At 36.3% G+C, this 23,864-nt stretch carries 5 protein-coding genes; all 5 read right to left on the bottom strand.

Going from position 1 to position 23,864, the window contains the following annotated elements; all coding sequences use genetic code 11:
• Positions 1-3,514 (bottom strand): cellulase family glycosylhydrolase (locus tag FOF46_RS09085; protein WP_167571777.1); only part of this gene is annotated, 3,514 nt, incomplete at its 3' end.
• 94 nt (positions 3,515-3,608) lie between these two features.
• A complete protein-coding gene (locus FOF46_RS09080; protein WP_143916227.1) occupies positions 3,609-6,995 on the bottom strand; it encodes a PKD domain-containing protein in 3,387 nt (1,128 codons plus the stop codon).
• Positions 6,996-7,566: 571 nt separating this feature from the next.
• A complete protein-coding gene (locus FOF46_RS09075; protein ID WP_143916226.1) occupies positions 7,567-14,517 on the bottom strand; it encodes a PKD domain-containing protein in 6,951 nt (2,316 codons plus the stop codon).
• A 163-nt stretch (positions 14,518-14,680) separates the two neighbouring features.
• Positions 14,681-17,062, bottom strand: a complete 2,382-nt coding sequence (locus tag FOF46_RS09070) for a cellulase family glycosylhydrolase (protein ID WP_244299594.1) — start codon at positions 17,060-17,062, stop codon at positions 14,681-14,683.
• 69 nt (positions 17,063-17,131) lie between these two features.
• Positions 17,132-23,776 (bottom strand): glycoside hydrolase family 48 protein, encoded by a 6,645-nt coding sequence (locus tag FOF46_RS32510; protein ID WP_244299593.1) that lies wholly within the window; start codon positions 23,774-23,776, stop codon positions 17,132-17,134.
• Between the last annotated feature and the right edge of the window lie 88 nt (positions 23,777-23,864).

Below are 23,864 nucleotides of genomic sequence, written 5' to 3'. Positions count from 1 at the left end.
GTGCTGCATTAAACGTTTGCGTCACTTTGGGTAAGAAATCATTATACCAGCTTGGAGTACCATTATTGGTATTCATAGAGAATTGGTACAATCCATTATTGGCAAGATCCCAATTGATCGTTAAATTAGTTACGTTATCAAGGTTTGGACCTCCACTACCTAAAACAAATATATTTTCATATTTAGAATTTAGAGCTGGTAATGCATTCCCTAATGGTGCTCCAAAAGAACAATCGCCTCCTGTAGTAACAGGGTTTCTTACAACTTCTATACTATTTGAAAGATCAAATGTCCCTACTAAACCTGAAATGTTTTCATTAGCAGTAAGACCAGTGATGGTTCCGTTATAACTTACATTATAAATAAAACAGCTTCCTACCCCTGCACCATCAAAATCTACCGCTTCTGGTGAAGCTGGTAACCCAAGGATTTTTCCAGCAGCATCAGTTACAATCCATTGACTAGTATCTCCTATATTACCTGTTATAGTAACTCCAGAAACATTATCTGCGATACCATCTCCTACTGTAAATGTAAAAGGTCCTCCTGCAATTACTCCTCCGTCGACTACTACTGGAGTTGGTGTAGTACCACAATCTGGTACTGTTGCAGATGTACTGAAATATAATGTAAATCCACCGGTTTTAGAAACTAGTACAAAATTACCCGCATCTATAGTTGCCCAATACTCTCCGTCTAATCCTGCAAAGCCAGAATCTGTAATTGTAATTGCTGGTTCAGCAGCATTAAAGTTTTGTGTTACTTTTGGTAATAAATTAGTATACCAAGTTGGAGTACCATTATTTGTACTTATAGAGAATTCATACAATCCATTATTAGCAAGATCCCAATTGACAATAAATTTGGTAACATTATCAAGATTTGGTCCGTTTTCTCCTAAAACAAATACATTCTCAAATGAATTGCTAACAGAAGGTAGTCCTCCAGATATAGGTGTTCCAAAAGCACAACTTACACTACCGTCGGTAACATTTATTGTTTTTGTAGCAGAAGCTGTATTTCCTGCATCATTTGTTACCGTAAGTGTAACGGTTACTTGTCCTAATGTGGTGTATGTAGTAGAAGCGGTTGCTGTAGTAGCTACTTCTCCATTACCAAAATCCCAACTATACGTTAGTACACCTCCTGCAGGATCTGATGATCCCGAAGCATCAAAACTAACAGCTAATGGAGCAACACCTGTCTCTGCACTTGCTGTAAATGAAGCAACAGGACTTCCGTTAGTCACAGTTATTGTCGTGGTCTTGGTTCCCGTCTTACTTCCGTCACTAACCGTTAATGTAGCTGTATATTCTCCAATGGCAGCATATAAATGATCTACTGTTATCCCTGTACCTGTTGTACCATCTCCAAAATCCCAAGCATAGGTTAGTGTATCTCCATTTGCATCGGTAGAAGCTGTAGCATCAAAACTAACATTAATTGTAGCTATTCCTGTTGTAGGGGTAGCTGTAAAATCAGCAACTGGTGCAATATTACCATCTGAGACTACAATATCTTTGGTCACAGGAGTAGAAATGTTAGTACCATCACTTACAGTAAGTGTTACTGTATAGGTCTTAATCTCTGTAAATGTTACTTTAGGTGTTGCTAATGTCGATGTTTCTCCATTACCAAAATCCCAACTATATGTAATTGCGTCTCCATTTGGATCTGAAGATGCACTAGCATCAAAACTAACCTCTAATGGTGAAACTCCTGTCTCTGGAGTAGCTGTAAATGATGCCGTGGGTGTTTCTCCTGTATTACCATCTCTTGTAAAGGTCATCGTAGAGAAATTAAAAGCACCGTTATCGATATACATTCTCATTACTTGTTCTCCAGCACTAAGTGTAACATTTGAAATTTTTTGAGGAACAAAACTTGTCCAACTACCCGTACCATTGACATTCTGAATTCCTGTAACGTCTTTTCCATCAAATTCTATATGGAATTGGCCATTAGAATTTTGAGAAGCAACTAAAACGTCAATGCTATATGTTCCAGCCTGAGCGATATCTACAGTATACTCCATCCATTCTTCTACAGCAGTAAAACCAATACTACCACCATCTCCAGCATTTTCTGTATCTACATCCTCTTCTTGTCTTATACCGTTTCCTTCATTTCCTGACGAAATATCATGGTATGCTACTGCTTCTCCACCTAAATCAAAGCTTGTTGCTTTAATTTTCCCAGGAATAACCTGTGGTACTCCGTTTAAGTAAGGAACTTGTGGCGGCAGAGGAACGGTATCATACATTACACGAATTGTATGGTTAGCTAATACATTAGAGAATGTATAAGAAGCTACATTTCCAACCGAAATACCATCTACGAGAACATCCTTGATCTTAAAACCAATAGTAGTAGTAATATCAAATATCTGGTTATCATTTTCAGAAACAATTACCTGTCCCGAAGGAGATATCGAACCTCCTGCATCTGCAAATGCGGTTATTGTATATGTTGTTCCACATGCAGCTATGGATCCGTCTATTAATGATTCTGGAATTATTGATGTGTTTTTTATAGAATTAATATCTGTAATACACATTTCTTCAGCAAAAGTAGTAGCCCAACTTCCAAATTTACCATCAGACGTTATATCAAGTTTACTGTTGGGAGATCCACAATCATTATTATTCACTGCTCCCCAAGACCAAGATAACCATCCAATTTTTTCTTCTTGTAATCTCTTCATCATCTCTTTATACGGAAAGCTCTGTCCACAAGCAACTGGAGATGCAACTACTTGTGGTCCCTCACCAATGATATATGGTAGTTTCTTTAACTTGGCATCTTCAATCATAGTATTTAGCCGATCAACTTTAGCTTGATCATCTCCGTTTGTCCAATAGGTATGGACCGCAAAGATTATATTATGTTTTGGGTCAAATTCTAACAATTCATTACCTCCTTCAAGGAAATAACTCTCTCTGTTTCCATACCCTCCACAATCAATCATTAAAGGTCCATCGATTCCAGCATCTCTTAATTGGGTAATAGCATCTTTATAATAATCTACCCATTGAGCTGTGGATTCTGATCCATTGCCAACTTCGTTACCAATGTTTACAATCAACCATTTTTTATATTTTTGAATTGTTGACAAAACCGCTGGTTTTTTCCAATAATCCAATAGCATCTGAAGTTTACTAAAATCTCCCGTTGCGTCATGTAACTCGGCAACCGGTATCATATTATTTTTAATACTATTATTGATTAATGCATCAAGTTCTGCTTCAGCTCCTTCTGTTGTCCATACTAATCTTACTGCATTAGATCCTGTTTTTGCAATTTCTGGCAATATACTTACTCCAGTTCTGTCTTGAGACCATACAAACATTTCATTAACCCCTCGCATAACAATTTCTTCATTACAAGAAGAATATATTTTTCCTTGATCTACACGGATAGTATTCTGTGAAAAAGCATGTTGAACGCCAAATACTAATAATACTATCAATAGAATTGACGGTGGTCTAAAAATTGTACTTTTTATATTATTCATCATTTTTAGATATCATGTAACTATCATCCAAATTCACCGTAAGAAATCATAAATAATTTCTCACGATAAATTCAAACAATAATTAGAGATTAGACTACTTGATTATCTGATACACTTGTTTTTTATCTCGTTGTTTAATTTGGACAAAGTAAGTTCCCGGAGCCATCGTTGTCATATCCAACTTTACCTCTGTACCATTACTCTTAACATTTTTGGTATTTACTACCTTTCCTGAGAAGTTCATTACATCAATAACTGCATCCTTCAAGCTATCTTCGCCTTTAATCGTTAAAAAAGATGTAACAGGATTAGGATATGTCACTACTTGTAATTTATCGGCAGAACTTCTAAGGTTTAGACCTGGTTCTATTCCCCAAATTAAGTTGCCTCTATTGTATAAAGTGATTTTATCATGAGTAATAAAAGAAGTTTTTAGCCCATCATAAGAATAATCATTATTTTCATCAAAATTGCTCCAGTTTGTTTTTGCAAATCTTGATTGAATATCTCCTGAGTTATTTGATCCTAATAGATTTCCTGCAGCTGAATTAAAAGAAATTTCTAGATAATCCATCCCATTAGCTTGACCAAATGTCCCAATAACGCTATTGGTTCCCAGTTGTGCCCAATCACACCAGAAATTAAGGTCACTATTATTTTCTGAAGTAAACCAATATCTAATTGTAATATCGCTATAAGCTAAGGGTTCATTTCCATTGTTTACGATTCTTAAATGCGGATTGATCATATTATCAGAAGCATTACCATTACCTCCATCTCTATATTCTACTGAAATATCTGAAACCGCAGGTTCTTCAGTTACGGTTATAACTTCTGTATCTGTACTTGTTCCACCTTGTCCATTATCCACAGTAAGCACAACATTATATTGACCTATGGCACCAAACGTATGTGTTATTTTTTCTCCTACACCGGTATTTCCATCTCCAAAATCCCATGAATAACTTAACACATTATTTGATGGATCTACAGAACCAGAGGCGTCAAAAGCTACTTCTAAAGGCGCAAAACCAGAGGTTTTATCCGATGTAATATTCGCTATTGGATTTCCGTCAGTAATCGTTATTTTTTTAGTAAGTGTATCTTCTAATTTGCCATCACTTACTGTAAGTTTTACATCAAATTCTCCTACTACCGTAAATTCATAAGTTGTTGTTACACCTGTTGCTGTGACACCATTTCCAAAATCCCAGTTATATGTTAATACATCTCCATTAGGATCTGTAGATCCCGAAGCATCAAAAGTTATAGAAACTGGTGCAATTCCAGCTGTTACATCATTAATAAAAGAAGCTGTAGGGGGTAGATTAGGATCATTAACCGTAATTGTAATTGTTGCACTATTAGTGTTTCCGTTACCGTCATCTACTGTTAATGTAACTATCTGATCTCCAAATTCTGTAAATTCATAAGTTGTTGTCACACCTGTTGCAGTGACCCCATTTCCAAAATCCCAGTTATATGTTAATACGTCTCCATTAGGGTCTGTAGATCCCGAAGCATCAAATACAACTGATAATGGACCGTTTCCTGATGTTGTTGAAGCAGCAATAATTGCCTTAGGAGTATCGATGGTCGTGCCTGGTTCTATTCCACTAATCAATTTTCCGTTAAGGTATAACCCTATTTTTTCTGATAATGCAAATTCTTTTTTTGTATTATCGTAAGAATAGTCATTTGCCTGGTTTACATCAGAATAACTACTATTTGCTATTTTGGCTTCTATTCTACCTGAACCATCATTTCTTCCTAACAATCCCGTAGCAGGGTCAAAGCTCACTTCTAGGTAATAAGAGTTGCCCTCTGTATTCACAAATTTTCCTTTAACATTGCTGTTTCCAACTACCGCATAATCTGTAGAGAAAGTTAATGCTAAATCATCTTCTTTTTCGAACCAATATCTAACGCTTAAATCTGCATATGATACATCCTGTGAAGAGTTATTAAACAATCTAAAATGTGGCTTTATCACGTTACTAACTACAGATGTTGAAGCATCTAGATATTCTACGGTTAATACACCATCTCCACCAATTTGAATATTCCTAGCAGTAGATTCTTTTGTAACTCCACTTGTACTTGTTGCAACAGAAGTTATTTTATATTGACCATCTGAAAGTCCTTTTAAATCAAATTCATAAGGTGCAGTTGTGTCTTCTCCAACTAATACTCCATTGCTAAAAAACTCAACTTTTACAACAGTGTTATTTTCATTAAGCAAATTCGCCTCTATATGTACATCACTACCTGAAACAAATTTATCACCAGATTTTGGAGACATCAAAGACAGATAGATAGATTCTCCTCCTGACATTGTTTCCATTCTAAGTGCGTGTTCCTTATATATTGCTACTTCAACATCGCCTTCAAATACTCCAAATTTATCTCTCGGTGTTTTATTATCAGGAAACCACCAAAAGGCACTTGCACCTATTTTATTTTCTTCTATAAAACTATACATCTCTTCCCACCATTCGAATCTCTCCTGTATTTCTACATTAAATTCTCCGACATATAATGGTTTTTTAATAATATTATGGGATTCGTCTGCCCATTGTTTCATAAGTGCCATTGTTTCCTCTAGCGTAAAGTTAGACCAACTTTCTCGTATGTATGGATGCGCCGAAGTAAAATCAATAAATGGAGATTCATGAATTTTTATAAAATCATTTCCTTCATCTCCACCAAAACCATACTTTGACCCATGTGCTTCCAGGCCAGTTCCTAATAGGTGTTTAGAATCTATGGATTTAATAAACTGTCCCATATCGTCTACCCATGCTCTTAAAGTATCAGAAGTAAGGTCATCCCCAAACCCTTGATATCTTGGCTCATTCATCAATTCCCAAGCTAAGATTGTTGGGTCATTTCGATATTCTACACCATCATAATGGTTAACACGGGTAATAAAATATTCTACATAGTCTTTAAAACCTTGCACTGCAGAAGCATTCGTAAAGAATTGCCCTTGATCATGAGTTCCTGCACCAGCAACATCAATACCTTCCCATTTGAGACGATCTTTGATTCCACCATAATCATTCCAGTAATTTTCTAACGCTACTATTAGTTTTATCCCGTTAGCTTCAGCAGATTTTACAACATAATCAAAAAGTGCAAACTGCCCTTCACTATACACCCCTTTTTGAGGTTCGAATCCATGCCAATCTTCATGACTAAATCCCCATAATCTTACAACTCTTACTCCATTTACATATAATCTTCGCATATGTTCATCGATACGATCTTTATCCATAAACTGGGTTTCTATATCTCCACTCGAACTTCCGTAAGTAAAAAAATCATATACATTTGTTCCCGAAAAGTAATAGGGTCTTCCATCGAGCATGAATTTATCACCTTCGGCATATACAAACCCCGGAGTTTGTGACTGTAAATAATTACTCGTGCAGAGCACTAAGCAACATAAAACAAGTAGTTTTTTAAAATTTGTTTTCATAATTTGTGTAATTAAGTTAAGTTGTTACTAATCTATACACCTATTCGCGAATAGGTTTATCAATTTAAATACTGTTTATTCTATTTTTGTTGTAGTGGATGTATTAAGAAGTTGTCAAAATGAAAAATCATTTAACTTAGATTCAAACTTCCAGATGTCTTATTTGCTGTTAAAAACAAATTAGACTGTTCTATATTCTGAATTAAGAAATACTAGCATATTCCTAACCACAGAGAACATTACAAAGATAATTTCAAAATCGCCCCGGGTGTAATACTATTTTATCATTTAGTTTACCTATTCTTAAACCTCCTTTGTAAAGATCAATATGCGATCCTATTTGAAGAGAATAAAACTTGTTCTATTCTATCAATACCTTCAACAATTGAAGCTTTGAATTCTCCTATTATTCAAAGACTAAGATCTTTCAAACCATCTTAAAAAGATAGGATTAGATTAGGTATTCAGAGAGAAATGGAGAAGGTTAGTTCAAAGGAATTATACTTAGTTTAATAAGCAAATTTTCTCTGGGACATAGCCCCAGAGAAAACATCAAGTGTCTGCTAGAATACTACTTGACAATTTGCCTAATAACTACTTTCTTTTCTTTTATAATTTTAACGAAATAAATTCCAGAATTAAGTTGACTCATATCAACATTTATTGCTGTTACTCGATCTCTAATTTCCTGAGCATAAAGTTCTTTTCCTGAGAGATCAACCACAGTAACCAATGCTCCTGTAAGATCTTCCTCACTTTGTAATGTCAAAATATCTATGACAGGATTAGGATATGCTTTTATTTTTTCTTCATTATCAATAAATTTTGTGGCTGCAATTGCATTTTCGCAATTAGGTGCTGTATTGCTATTACTAAAATATATAGTAAAACCTACATTGGATACTAATACAAAATTATTGCCATCTACAGTAGCACTATATACACCATCAAAATTTGGTATTCCTGTCCCTGATAATGTGATCTCTGGTTGAGGACCACTAAAACTTTGACTTGTAATACTTGCTGTTAAATCAATCCACCAAGAAGGTTTACCGTCATTAGTATTTATTGATAATTGATACAATCCATTATTTGTCAAATTCCAATTTATTGTAAAATTGGTCATATTACTTAAGTCAGGGCCACCAGTACCCAAAACATAGGCTTTTGTATAACTTACATTTTCAAGAGTTTGTAAAGCTGAACTCTGAGGAACTCCAAAATTACAATTCCCTGATGTACCAGGTTCTGTTATAGTTATTGTACGTGTTGTCGTATCGGTTGTTCCTACTGCATCTGAAATACTTAATGTAACGATATACGAACCTGCTGTGCTAAACTCATGAGCAATGTTCACTCCTGTAGCTGTAGTACTATCACCAAAATCCCACAAATATGATGTAATACTACCGCCTGTACTTGTCGAGGCCGAAGCATCAAAGTTAATAGTAGCGGGAGCAACTCCTGTAGTAACATCGGAAGTAAAATTGGCATCTGCTATTGGTGCACTAGCCTCAGTTGCCGTAATTGTTACTATGTTAGAAATATCTGAGTTTACACCATCACTAATAGTTAACGTTGCAGCATAAGATCCAGATAGTGAATATGTATGTGATGGGTTTGCTTCATTACTAGTTGTCCCATCTCCAAAATCCCACGAGTAATTAATTGTACTTCCCAACGGGAATACAGATGATGATGAATCAAAATTGACAATTAACGGGATGGTTCCTAAAACAGGGGTAGCTACAAAATTAGCCTCAACACTTATAGCAGGTATAAGCACCTTAATTATTGCTGTAGCAGTATCATTACTTCCTTTACCGTCATTAACCGTTAGTGTTACATTTTGATCTCCTGCATCTTTGAACTCATAGGATGCCGTCACTCCAGTTGCAGTATCTCCATTTCCAAAATCCCACGTATATGTAAGCGTATCTCCATCTGGGTCACTAGAACCAGAAGCATCAAAAACAACGGCTAATGGAGCGATTCCTTCTCTAGTATCAGTTTTGATATCTGCTATTGGAGCTCTATTAGTAGCTACATTTCCTGTAGGTTCTAATCCCCAAACTAAGGTTCCTTTATAATACAATGTTACCAGAACATGAGGCAGTAAAGATGTTTTACTTGCATCGTATGAGAAATCATTACTTTGATCATGAGTCTGATATCCAGAATGATGTAACCTTGTTTGGATTTGTCCTGATTTACTATTCGCAGATAAATTTCCAGATGAGGTGCCAAAACCTATTTCGAGATAATTTTGCGTCCCCGAAGTTCCAAAAACTCCAGTTGTCCCTGTAATTGCAGAATAATCTGCGTTAAAAGTCATTGGGGTATTGTTATCAGGAGTAAACCAATATCTAATCTTAAAATCACTAAATGGAAGATTCTCTGTTGATGTACTTACAATTTGGAATACAGGCTTTAATTCTGGAGTTGAAACTCCAGAACTGTTATCACGATATTCGACACTAAAATCTGTATCTGGTAAATTACTAAATCTTTTATCTACGGTAATAGTTATTTCTGTTGAATCTCCTGAGAGTGTCCCGTCGGCTTTTGCTAATGATAATTTGAGTGTATGTTTTCCTTCTGCCAAATTACTTACAGGAATTGGTTTTATCTCAAAAACAGAACCTTGTTCTACATCATCAATAAAATATTTTACATGTTGTCCTCCTGGTGTTATATCCCATTGAAAAGTAGAAAATTTGATCTCAAAATCAGGGCCTACTAATCCACCAGCTGTAGGAGATTGTATTGTTGCTGTTGGACCCTGTGGTAAAGGATCTTTTGTAACATTTACAGTAATTGTTTCTCCTAAATCTGTAAGAGAATTATCACTACGCTCCATCTGTAGGCTTAATTCATGTGGTCCTTCTGATAAAACCGTTGGATCGGTAAGTATGGCATTACTAGTTACCAAACCTCTATCCTGACCATCGATTCTAAATCTAAGTTTATACTGTTGAGAAGGTAATGACCATCCTTCAGTTTTAAACTTGATTTTTAGCGGTGTATTTACTAATTCACCATCTACTGGAGATTCAAAAAACACATCCGGTAGGGGGCCTATGGGGACATTGGCATCCCCACCGTGAAGTGTCCATAATACCGCTGCATCAAACATATTGAGTCCATCATCAGTAAGTAAATGCATAAACTGATCTCTAAGTGGAAAAGCAACTCTTCTTGAAGGAATACTAATACTTGCTTCATATCCAAATAGAATAGGTTGTTCTCCTGCTTTTGCTATAACAATTGCTTCTGTTGTTGGATTTCCGAATGGTAGACTTTGTGTTATTGAGTACAAAGCTGTACTTGCACCTACACCTGCTGCCATCGGATGAGTAGGATCAGAAACTGTAATCGTAGAAAATCCATCTTTTGTAAACCCAAATCCGGTATTTAATTCTCCCGATATCATTTTCAGTTTTCCATACATAAATGGATTCCAGGTCATTAACGGCACTTTAGCTGCTTCTAAGTCATTTCCTAATTCTCTTGGATCTACTGTAGAAGAGATTAATGCCATATCAAAAGGATTAGCCGATTGTGGGCTTGTAGCTTCTTCATCAGAAAAAAGTGTGATTTCAAATCCAAGTTGTTGCTCCAATCTTGATTTTATTCTTTGATCTTCTGATGTAAGGTTATTCTTATCTCCTACAACAAACATTACTTTTATTGTATTTTTATACTTCACTTTTACCTCTGGAGTTATAGAGGCAGTATTACCATTGTTGTAAAAGACCTTAGCAGAAATTGTATATGTTTTCCAAATTATTGGAGTCCATGATGATTCAAAAGGTGCTGTCGTTACTTCTTCAACCAAGGTGTTATCAACATAATATTCAATTTTAGTAATCCCTGTTATATTGGTTGTAATACTCAATTTTACAGGATCAGCTTTATCGATATTTATCCCATCTTCTGGAGAGGCTATTTTTAGTGTGTGTTGTGTTGCCGGTGCTGATTCTGATCCATCGATTTGTTTAAGATATGCTTCTAGTTGTGCCATTTGAGTGGCACTTAACGTAGAAGTTGCTCCATGACCATCATTAGGATTATACTTTGTAAATATTTCTGTTAAGGTTTTAGCAGATCCATTATGCAGATATGGTGCTGTTGCCCAAACATCTTTTAATGTAGGTACATCAAGAGCCAATAATTTTTTACCTAAACGTTGACCACTATTATCAATAATAGTACCTACATCATGCATTTTTCCTGTATTACTATCGGTAAAATCCGGACCTCCATGACAAGAATTACATTTTAAATCTTCGAATATAGATTTTCCCGCAGTACCTTCAGTAGTCAAGGTTCCATTCGTATTACGGTATGGACTTGGGTCAAAAGTATTTAATGATTCTACATATGCAACTAATGCATCCAAATCAGCAGATTTCCCTTTTTTCGGGTCTCCAAGGGATAGTGCCGTTGTTCCCTCATTAAAATCTGCATCGGTCATAAATCCCTGGCCATTAAAATGGAAACGAATATCATTTTCAAAATCTTGTATTTCATCAAAATTTGCACTCCAGTGAACTCTTCCATGAGCTGTTCCTGCTCTACCAACTAAGGAAATTGTATTTCTTAAACCTTCTCCTCTGTCTGTAAAATCCCATGTACGCCCATCTTGAGTACCATCACTATGACAACTTACACAACTGATATAACCATCAGTTCCCATTTTTAGATCTGCAGCATCATAGAATATTTGTTTTCCTTTAAGTACTACAGGGCTTAATTCTTCATTACTAACAGTTACAATTGTTGATACTTCTTCTAACGTATTACTTCCTGTTGTAATCATTTCTGAGGCATCAAAAACAGTAACACTTCTATCCATGAAGTTTTTTACAAAAACCTTATTTGTGTTAGGATCAATAGCCAATCCCTGTGGTGCTTTACCAACATCTTTCTTCAATAATTCTAGTCCTCTTTTTGGATCTATCACAACTATTCTATTATTGCCTTGCATGGTTACAAAAAGATAATTCCCTGTTGGACTATACAACACAGATGAAGGTTGCCCATGATTATCTATATCTAACCTCTTAGTAAGTTCTTCTTTACTTGTGGCCAGATTAATCGGTGAGATTGCTGTACGAACTACATTGTCAAAAACTAATGGTTTTCCGTCTCTGGCCAGTCCTCTAAGGATATTATCTTTTTTACCTACGGACCAGGCAGATGTATTGTCAGGATGAATTGCTATTCCTGCTACATAATTTGGTAAGCCTCTTCCTTCATTTCCGTTATCTACAGTAAAATTATCTAGTGCAAGAGGAATTGTCTTGTTCTTCGTAAATGTATTCAAGTTGATTTCCCAAACCTGACCTTCTTCATCTGGCGAAATAAACCTCGTTACTAATAATTTCTTTCCATCGCTAGTAACAGCTAATGCTCTAGGAGTTGGTCCTAGATCAATTGTATTTTTTATAGTATTGGTTGATGGAGAAACTTCTATTAGTTTTCCTGATCCAAAAGCAGATACAAACGCTCTGGTACCATCTGGGGTAAAGACAATTCCATAAGGTCGTGATCCTTTGGACAAAGCTATTTTAGTTTCTAAAGAACCGTCTATATTAAGCACATATACCTCATCAGAATCTCTACAAGTAATCCATGCTTTTCCTGTACCATCTAAAGCAACATTTACAGGATCTATTCCTACTGCTACTTCTTTAATTATTTTTAAGTTATCAGCATTAACTAAGGTTACTGTGTTATTGTCTGGATTGACTGACCAAACAATTCTATTTTTTGAATCTACCGTTATTGGACTAGATTGAGTGGGTAAATCTGAAGATAAATTTGATACTACAACAATAGATTGAGACCCCACTATGAAGCCTCCATTATTGTCAGACACCTGAACCTGAACTAAATAATTACCCGCTTCTGTATATGTATGTGATGTTGTTTTACCTATCCATTCTGTTTTGGGAGAACCATCACCAAAATCCCATCTATAGGTTAATGTATTTCCGTCTGCATCAGTTGCATTGGCAGTGAAGTCTACTTCTGCACTCACAACAATAGGAGAGGGGATACTTAAATCGATCCCAGCAATTTCTGGAGATTGATTAGAGCTATCTCCACCAGTAGTGAAATAAAAGATGTATTCTTCCATTCCATTTCCAACAGCGTCTTTAATTCCTCCTTCAACAAATTTTACTTCATATGTAGTATTGGGTAACAGTTCTTCTTTTGAAGCATAATTAACAACTTGATATGATGTCGTTGTTACATCACCTTTAATAGGCGTTCCTCCTAATGGACTTACCTGGATTGTTTTGTCGTTAATGGTTAAGTCATCTAAGGTTTCATTAATTACAAAACCCAGCGTAGTTGTTTGTGGTTGGTTTATAGCTCCAGATGCTGGAAAATGGTGTCCTACGGTTGGAGGTTTAATATCTAATCCATCCTGATGTGCAAAAATAGAAGTTTTATCATCTCCACTCGCTATCAGAATATGACCGATTGGCATCCATTGGTTATCTATAAACTGAAGTGTTTCATCACTAGATGGAGGAACAAATTCTTGTTCGACCTTCATAGTTTCAAAGTTAAATTTTACCCCTCTATCAAATCGTCCTGAGAATCCATATTCATCCTGAAAAATCATATATCTTCCTAAAGTTATTTGATCAGAGTGTAAACTGAAGCCTCTTTTTACATTGGTAGGATCACTAATATCAAAACCTACTAAAGCGTCAGGTCCCTCATTACCGCTCATGAACACCAGATAATTCCTCCATAATTGAATACCTGTACTATATTGTTCGTGCGGAATATCACCTCCAAAAGATCCTAAAAATTTAATATTATTTGGGTCTCCAAAATCAAACACACTAATATCTCCTGTTTGTGGAGCATAAAAAACGTAGTTCCCAACTCGTACCACAATATCAGGTAAAGATACAGTAGCAGGGATATCATCTACCTGCACTCCTGTTCTCATATCAAAAACCCTGCTTCCATCTATAGTATGAGGAAATGTTTCAAGGTTATCAAAATTAGACTGACCATCTTTTACAGTAAATAATACATCTGAAGAGGTTACCGGTTTTCTGTCCAGCATATTAGAAAGGTCTAGATATTTGTATCCTGTTCCTTGTACTTCTGGTACTGAATATTCTCTGTAAAAAAGATCTCCTCCTAATTTCCACCATCGGTGACCATTATTTGCAGCATCACTAAACTGTACTCTTTTTGGTGCAGTAGGATTAGAAACATCCCAAACACTTGTTCCTGCCTGACCATTCATAAAAAAATAATTACGGTGGTAGGTACTAATTCTATCCCCTTCTGGGAAATTGGCCAAAAATGTTCCTGCGGGCCAGGTTTGGGTAGTCATTTTTGGACCTGCAGTGCCATCATAGACTTGCGTAAATGATTTGATGGCTATACTGAGCGTAGCTAATATAATAACGAAGTAAAACTTTCGGATGTTGTTTTTCACGAAAGTAATACCCCAATTTCTTTTCTTTTTATGAGTTGGTTCCATAAGCTATTGATGAGTTTATGTGTTGTAGATTTTTGGGTTTACTGTTTTTCTAATTTTCAGAAAAACACTGAATGTCATAAAATGTTTACATCATATAAAAGAAGGGAGCTATTTTTAAAGCCCTATAGCTCCCTTCAGACATGTTTACATCTGGTTTTAAGAATTATTTTTTAATTATTCTTAATGTACTTACTTGTTTTTCGTAATTGATTTTAACAAAATACATCCCTGATTCAAGATTAGAAGTATTTAATTCTACCTCTTTTGAGTTTGATTGAATCTGCATAGTTTTCATTACTACACCAGAAATATTTATTAAACTAATTGTAGTTCCTTTTGATAAACCTTGTCCTTGAATAACTAATCTATCTTGTACAGGGTTATTAAACGTTTCTACGTTTAAATTAGCTGCTGGTGCTGCATCTTGACAAGCAGGAGCAGTTGCACTATTACTGAAATAAATAGTAAATCCTACTGTTTTAGAAACTAAGACAAAATTATTCTGATCTAAAGTTGCCCAATATGATCCATCAAGGTTAGGGAATCCTGAATCTGTAATTGTAATTTCAGGTTGAGCGGCATTAAAGTTCTGTGATATTTTTGGTAAAAAGTTATTCCACCAGCTTGGCACACCATTGCTTGTGTTCATTGAAAATTGCCACAATCCATTATTTACTAAATCCCAATTGATGGTAAAGTTGGTTACATTACTTAAATCAGGACCTCCATTTCCTAAAACATGAACTTTTGTATAGGATGCATTTGATATTGTAGGTAGCGCAGTGGCTAGAGGTGCTCCAAAATTACAATCTCCTCCTGTAGAAGGTTGAGTTATCACAACATCTATTATAGCTTCATCCGAAATTCCGTTAGCATTAGAAGCAGTTAAGGTGATTCTATAATTTCCTGCTATCGAATATTCGTGAGCAACTATACTACCTATGCCGGTAGTTCCATCTCCAAAATCCCAATTATATGTTAATGCACTTCCATCTGATGATATAGATCCTGAAGCATCAAAATTAATTGTTGCAGGTGCAATACCAGAAGTATTATCAACAGTGATATCAGCAGTAACTGTTGGTGTTGTAGTATCTACAACGGTAATAGTTGTTACATAGGTATCATTTAATGAGCCATCACTTACTGTTAAAGTTACTTGATATTCTCCAACACCTGTAAATAGATGAGATATCATAGATCCTGTTGCTACATCTCCATCACCAAAATCCCAACTAAAAGTCAAAGTATCTCCATCTGGATCTGAAGAAGCAGATGCATCAAACTGAACAGTTAAAGGTGTAATTCCCTGAGTAGGACTTGCTGAAAATGTCGCATTTGGAGCTTGATTTCCGGTTCCTCCTACAACATTAGGAATTAGAGGAGCAAAATGTGGTTTTAGCACATCCAATTTCCATTGATTTACAGAAGTCCAGTCATCTTGTAAAATCCCTCCAGTATCTCCAGAATTAGGATTCATACTCCAAAATGTCCAGGAATAGATATCACCCATAAAATCTGTAAACTCGGTAAACCATGTATAAGAAATTCCACCAAAAGCATCTTGATCTTTAATTCCGAATTCTCCTACAAAAAGAGGAGAAGTACCTTCTTCATATAAATAGTGAAAATTATCTTTCCATATTCCAGGCATATTCTGTGGAAAATCAGAAGCAGTAAACCAATCTTGCTGTGCCACTTCTGGTCCATATTCGTGAGCAGAATACATTAACTTGCTTGGATCAGATAATTGGATAGGATATTTTCTTGCTCCCATGAGTTGTCCACCCCACCAGTATGAGTTTCCTTCAAATTCTCCAACACCTTCTATGATGATTAAAACATTTGGGTTTGCTTGTAACACAGCATTACCACAACGTTCTGCTGCTTTGTTCCAATCTGTTGCTGGATTACTGTTTCCCCAAGAAGAACCATGAGGTTCGTTGTTTAGATCCATTGCCACTACAGCAGAGTATTCTTTGTATCGATCAGCTAGAAAAACCCAGTCCTGAATCCATCTTTCTTCTGAATATTCTGGAGTGTACCAAAATTTTTCATTTAAGAAACCATCTGCAGCTCTAGAATGATTATCCAAAACTATTTTCATATCATTCTCCTGGCACCATTTTACAAAAATGTCCATTAGCTCAATAGGCTTAGTCACTTTTGTTTCTTCCTCATTCATAGGAGATACTCCTGTATAAGGATCCGACCCATATGAATTAATTGCAATTGTTGATCCTGGGTTAAGCATTTCATTAGCCCACGGTACTCTTATCGTATTAAAACCAAGATCTTTAATTTGTTGCAAAACACTTTTCATGTCACGCGACCATATCCCGTGAGGAAAATAGTTTTGGGTTTCAAAACCAAACCAGTTTACCCCAGTAAGTCGTACTTCTTTACCCTGAACATCAAATAATTTATTTCCTGAAACCGTCAGGTAATTTTGTTGTTGGGCAGATAGTTTAGTCACTAAACCAAAAACCAACATTACTACTATTAACGACAGTAGCTGTCTTATATTTATTATTGTATTTTTCATTTCATTAGACTTTAGAAAGTTAAAAGAGAGAGGTCTTATACCTCTCTCTTTTGTTAATTAAAAAACTATCTATTCAATCATTACCTTTTTAGTAACCTTTTTATTTAATTCAAAATCAAATGTTTGTAAAAAGTACATTCCAGCAGGTAAATTACCAATCTCTATACGAGTTTGTAGTTGCTGTTGGTTGTTTTTAAGATCCATTGCTCTAAGGATATTACCTTGTAAGTCTACTAATTGCATTCTAACAATAGTACCCTGATTGCTTTTGTTAGCAACATTATTCTTAACTGATACATTAATAAAGTTTGCAGCTGGATTAGGGCTTACTACCACCTGAAGTGGTGGTTGGTTTGAAGCTACAGGTGCAGTAGCAGCGTCTCCAAAGAAGAAACCATATTCTGCATTTGCAAGAGCTACCTCCATTTGTGCCCAAGTTCTGTGGTAACGTTGTGTAAATTCAGTACCCGTATCATATGCAGTCTTTAATCTAGCATAATCTGGATCATTTTTTAATCCTGATCTGATATCTAAGAAAGTTACTCCTGGTTTGATTTCATCACCATTAGCCATTGTACCTGTAAATCCTTGTGGGATATATACTTCTTCTTCAAAGATTCTTTTGTAATCTCCTCTGGATTCTGGAGCAGAAACTCCTTTATCATCTCTATACGTAACCCACATTCTATCTAATACTTCTTTAGCCAGATCACGAGACTCAGTATCTAATGTAGCATGCTTCTCGGTTGCTGCTGCATAATAAATTAGTGCTTTTGCCATAGAAGCTGCAACACCAAGATCTTGACTATAGTTCACAACTTTAACACTAAGACCAGTATTACTTCCTGGACTTGCAGGATTCCAAGTATCAGGCTCACCAGACCATTCTAGTGTAGCAGGAATTTCAAAATCATCAGTTCCTATAAGCTTCACTTCGCTTTTTACCCAAGCAGCCCATTTGTCCATAAGATTTTTAGCCATTGGGTCATTAGAGATATAGTAGTATTCTGCTACTCTCTCCATAGACCAAGCTTGCCATCCAAACCAAGTTCCACTTCCTGGGTCGTGATATACAGGATTTGTATCAAAAGCCATATCATAGAATGTAGATTTACCTGCAGGGTATGGACTATAATCTCCATTCCAACTATTAGTAGCACCACCTGCTATAGCTCCTTCTTTAGACTGTAACCACGTATAGAACTCCATTTGTCTCTTAAGACTTTCATTCCAATCTCTTTCTCCATTCTGAGATTTTGGTTTTAACTCATTTACTTGAGTTAACGCATATGCTGCAACTGGGTTTTGATATCCAAAATGACAGTGGCTAGAACTAATTCTAAATGCCCATGGAGAAGCTGGATCAGCAGATCCACCCCAAGACATATACCAAGACATTAGATAATGTGCACTATCATATCCTGTTCCTGCTCCACTTGTAGCACTTTGTACACCCATAGGTTTAAAGTACTTATCAAACATAGAAAGTCTCAAGAAATCTCCCATTTTAGAAGCTTTATCAAGATCTAAACTTCCTAAGCTAGCTCCTTGTTCTTTAGCATATTCCTGAGCCCAGTACATTGCTTGTACCGCTCTTGCATCAGCATCTGGAGCACTAGTATACCTCCATTGCTTTGCATAATTCTGATCTTCAATGAAGATAGGTAAAAACCCATCTGTTCCTCCCCAGTTAAATCCTTCCCAAGATGGGTGAGGTACTGTTTCATAAACAGACTCTTGTTCTCCTCTCTGGAATGTATTGATATAAGAAGGAGTACTAACACCATCTCCTCTGTTACCATATCCATAGAAATTATCATTATCTAGTAACCAGTGCATCTGATAAATATCAGCTCCATACGTTGCCGTTAAATCTGGTGAAACCGGATCTGAACCAACAGGAGCACTTAAATTAAGTGGTGCAGGATAGTTGCTTGGTAATGGAAATTCACTAGCATATGCTGCTGGTTTAGCTGCATTATATGCAGCGTTTGTAGGCTGATCTGCTTTTGTAGGAATGATAAATTGCTCTATCTTATTCCACACATCATTTAATGGCTTCCAATCTTTGGTAATTCTACCATTCATAGTCTCTAACCACAACCAGTATGAATACAATTCACTTGTAGATTCATGACCATGATCTGGCGCTTCAACTATTAATGACTCTATGGAGTGATGAGGAGATCCATCTGCACTGAAATATCCATTTGCCGGGTCATAAATCTCATTTCTCATTTCTATAAAACGATCGATATAGGCATTATCTCCAGTTGGTGGATTTATGATAACTCCACCATCATTTACTTTAATTGTGATTTTTGCCTGATCTTCTCCTCCATTTCCATCATTTACTGTTAAAGTAACTACATAATCACCTATAGCAGTATATGTATTTTCTGTAGTAACTCCTGTAGCAGAATTAGTATCTCCAAAATCCCAGCTATACGTTAAAGCATCTCCATCTGCATCGGTTGAACCTGAAGCATCAAAAGTTACAACTAATGGTGCTTCCCCAGAAACAGGTGTTGCAGAAAGACTAGCAACTGGATTATTATTAACAGGACCTCCACAATCAGGAGCTATAGCATTTGTACTGAAATAAATAGTAAATCCTCCTGTTTTGGAAACTAACACAAAATTACCCGAATCTTCTGTCGCCCAATACTCTCCATCTAATCCTGTAAAGCCAGAACCTGTAATTGTAAGTGATGGTTGTGCTGCATTAAACGTTTGCGTCACTTTGGGTAAGAAATCATTATACCAGCTTGGAGTACCATTATTGGTATTCATAGAGAATTGGTACAATCCATTATTGGCAAGATCCCAATTGATCGTTAAATTAGTAACATTATCAAGGCTTGGACCTCCATTACCTAAAACAAATATATGTTCGTATTTACTATTAAGAGCGGGTAATGCATTGGCTAATGGTGCTCCAAAAGAACAATCTCCTCCTGTAGTAACAGGGTTTCTTACAACCTCTATACTATTAGAAAGATCAAATGTTCCTGATAAACCTGAAATATTTTCATTAGCTGTAAGGCCAGTAATTGTTCCATTATAACTTACGCTATAAATAAAACAACTTCCTACGCCTGCACCATCAAAATCTACCGCTTCTGGTGAAGCTGGTAATCCAAGAATTTTTCCAGCAGCATCAGTGACAATCCATTGGCTGGTTTCTCCAACATTACCTGTGATAGTAACTCCAGAAACATTATCTGCAATACCGTCACCTACTGTAAATGTAAAAGGTCCTCCTGCAATTACTCCTCCATCTACTGCAATATTCTGTGCTTCTCTAGTTACAATAATAGCATTACTAGATACAGAGAAACTTCCGTCTGAAAGATCTGTCGCTGTTACATTTTTACCAGTTACATTAAGAGTTCCTGTATATGATAATCCATAAACTTTACATATTCCTGCAGCAGCTCCTTCAAAATCATGAGAAGAAGTTTCTGTTGTCAAAACCTTTCCTACCTCATCAGTAATCAAGTAAATATAAGATTCAGTAGAAGTACTTGTATTGGCGAATAGAATTGAATCTGCAATACCATCTCCTGTGGTAGTGGTTACTGCAGTTAATCCACCATCTGTGCTTACTGTTGCTCCATCTACTACTACCGGAGTTGGTGTAGTACCACAATCTGGTGCTGTTGCAGATCCACTAAAATATAGTGTAAATCCACCTGTTTTAGAAACTAACACAAAATTACCTGCATCTACAGTCGCCCAATACTCACCGTCTAATCCTGTAAACCCAGAACCTGTAATTGTAATTGCCGGTTCTGTAGCGTTAAAGTTGTGTGTTACTTTTGGTAAGAAATCAACATAATATGATGGATTACCATCTGTTGTATTCATAGAGAATTGGTATAATCCATTATTAGCAAGATCCCAATTAATTGTAAAATTGGTAACATTATCAAGGTTTGGTCCATTTCCTCCTAAAACAAATATGTTTTCGAATGCCGTATTAATAGCTGGTAAAGCCTCTGCTATTGGTGTTCCAAAAGCACAGCTTACACTACCATCGGTAACATTTATTGTTTTTGTAGCAGAAGCTGTATCTCCTGCAGCATTTGTCACCGTAAGTGTTACTGTCACTTGTCCTAATGTGGTGTATGTAGTAGAAGCGGTTGCTGTAGTAGCTACTTCTCCATTACCAAAATCCCAACTATATGTTAGTACACCTCCTGCAGGATCTGATGATCCCGAAGCATCAAAACTAACAGCTAATGGAGCAACACCTGTCTCTGCACTTGCTGTAAATGAAGCAACAGGACTTCCGTCAGTCACAGTTATTGTCGTGGTCTTGGTTCCTGTCTTACTTCCGTCACTAACCGTTAATATAGCTGTATATTCTCCAATGGCAGCATATAAATGATCTACTGTTATTCCTGTACCTGTTGTACCATCTCCAAAATCCCAAGCATAGGTTAGTGTATCTCCATTTGCATCGGTAGAAGCTGTAGCATCAAAACTAACATTAACTGTAGCTATTCCTGTTGTAGGAGTAGCTGTAAAATCAGCAACTGGTGCAATATTACCATCTGAGACTACAATATCTTTGGTCACAGGAGTAGAAATGTTAGTACCATCACTTACAGTAAGTGTTACTGTATAGGTCTTAATCTCTGTAAATGTTACTTTAGGTGTTGCTAATGTCGATGTTTCTCCATTACCAAAATCCCAACTATATGTAATTGCGTCTCCATTTGGATCTGAAGATGCACTAGCATCAAAACTAACCTCTAATGGTGAAACTCCTGTCTCTGGAGTAGCTGTAAATGATGCCGTGGGTGTTTCTCCACCGTTTGGTTCTTTACCTCCTGTAAGTACTCCATCTACATAGATAGGAATATTCTCAGAAATTTTAAGATTATTGTTTAATCCTGCATATGAAAAATCATTTGACGCATCCCAAGCTGATACTGGCGCATCATTAGGCAAAGAAACTCTTAATTGAATTTCACTTCTATATTCTCCCTGACCTCCTGGGAAAGGCATTTTGTCTTTGTCAACTTCTATTTCAGCAAAATAGATATTACTACCAGCATCCCAAACTTGTAAACCTGTTGTTGTAGTTGAACCTGCTCCACGTGCCGTAAGCGTATAATCACTAGCTGTAAAACCAGCAGCTACTCCTTCAGAAATATCTACAAAATATCTTGCTGTTAATTTATTTGCAACTCTTGCTGGCCAGGCAGAACGGTTATTCAACCAAATTGCAACCTCAGTAAAACGAGCTTGATCATTATTAATTTTTGCCTCATTAATGAATTCTACACCTGCTTTTTCTGGTTGTGGAAAGTTTGGTAATGGTGTACCTCCAAATTCCATAACCATTCTTGCCAACACTCCTTGATAGCAAGCATTATAATCGGTAGCAACTTCATTCGCCTGGAAATCATCTCTATCTTCTACAAATACATCATTTGCAGCCATAGGTCCTCCCATTAAAGCTCCCCACATTGTATGTCTAGATTCTACTGGATTGGCAGAACTTCTTGACCAACTTGCATGTTGACCTCTATGATGTGGTTTTGTTGGTGGATTTACACCAAAACCTGTAACTAAACTTCTATTATTAGGGTTATCACCTAATGCATATTTTACCTGAGCTACTGCAAAATCGTGATATTGTTTTTTCTTAGGTGTAGCTACATTGTCACTATATATTAATGCCGTTAAGGAAGCATTCATTGCATGACGTAAAGACCCCCATTGCGTCAAGTGTGCCTGACCACCTGGAGAATAACTAACTCCGCCACCTTTTTGCCACCAGTCTAAATGACGTTCTGCATCTGCTTTGTATTTTTCTTTTCCGGTGATAATTGATAATAAGACCATATTACCATAAGATTTATCTTCCCAAACAAGACTCCATAAAAAATCTGGCTGTGCATATTCTGCTTCTGCCTTATCTAAATATTTTTGTTCTCCTGTAGCTTTATAAAGCCAAAGTGCACCCCAAGCTAATTCATCTTTAAAATTACCTGAAGAATATGTTCCTGTAGCTGGAATTCCTCCATCTTCATTATATAATCCTCTATAGGTATCACCAAACTCATATAATTCTTTTGCATGTCTAAGCAATGTTGCACTATATGCAGGATCGCTATCTTTAAAAATGATACTAGCTGAAGCCAATGCTGCTGCTGTTTCACAAGCAACTTCTGTACCTGGTTTGGTAGTTGTTAACGCATAAGATTTACGTTGACCATACATTGGATGTACATCAACCATTTCTGCTGGCATCCAAAAGTTATGATCTTGTGATTTACTATCGGCTACCTGAGCATAAAAAACATTAGGTGATGGGTGGCATTTTATAAAGTAATCTGTTACCCATTTAACATTTCTTTTAAAATGTTCTGTCTGTTTTGCGGTATCATAACCATCTTTATATTCTAAAAACCCCCAATTAAGTGCGGTCACAGAAAATGCCATTGGAAATCCAAATTTAACATGATCTCCTGCATCATTCCATCCTCCAGTAAGGTCAAGACCTACATCTTTACCATCATTGATTCCAGAATCTGATCGCCAACTAATTCTGTTCCAATCAGGTAAAATACCCGATTGTTGTGTTTCGTAAAATAGGAGAGACTTTTGCAAGGCTTCCCCATAATTAAATTGTGCAGTCATTGTACTACATACTAAGCAGAACAATAACATTACACCCGATCTCATAAAGTTTTTCATAATGTTTAGGGTTTTAATTTTAGTGTTTTTTGTTGGTTTTTTTCTAACAGCTGATTTGTGTAACAAACGGCATTTCCAGAAGGAATAG

The organism is Aquimarina algiphila (assembly GCF_007489275.1).
GTDB classification, from domain to species: domain Bacteria; phylum Bacteroidota; class Bacteroidia; order Flavobacteriales; family Flavobacteriaceae; genus Aquimarina; species Aquimarina algiphila.
The sequence above is the reverse complement of the archived record's forward strand: the minus strand, read 5'-3'. Positions and strand labels throughout refer to the sequence as shown.

Coding starts and splice junctions, on each gene's coding strand:
- FOF46_RS09080 (WP_143916227.1), bottom strand. CDS start 6,995: ATGAAAACAAATTTTAAAAAACTACTTGTTTTATGTTGCTTAGTGCTC.
- FOF46_RS09075 (WP_143916226.1), bottom strand. CDS start 14,517: ATGGAACCAACTCATAAAAAGAAAAGAAATTGGGGTATTACTTTCGTG.
- FOF46_RS09070 (WP_244299594.1), bottom strand. CDS start 17,062: ATGAAAAATACAATAATAAATATAAGACAGCTACTGTCGTTAATAGTA.
- FOF46_RS32510 (WP_244299593.1), bottom strand. CDS start 23,776: ATGAAAAACTTTATGAGATCGGGTGTAATGTTATTGTTCTGCTTAGTA.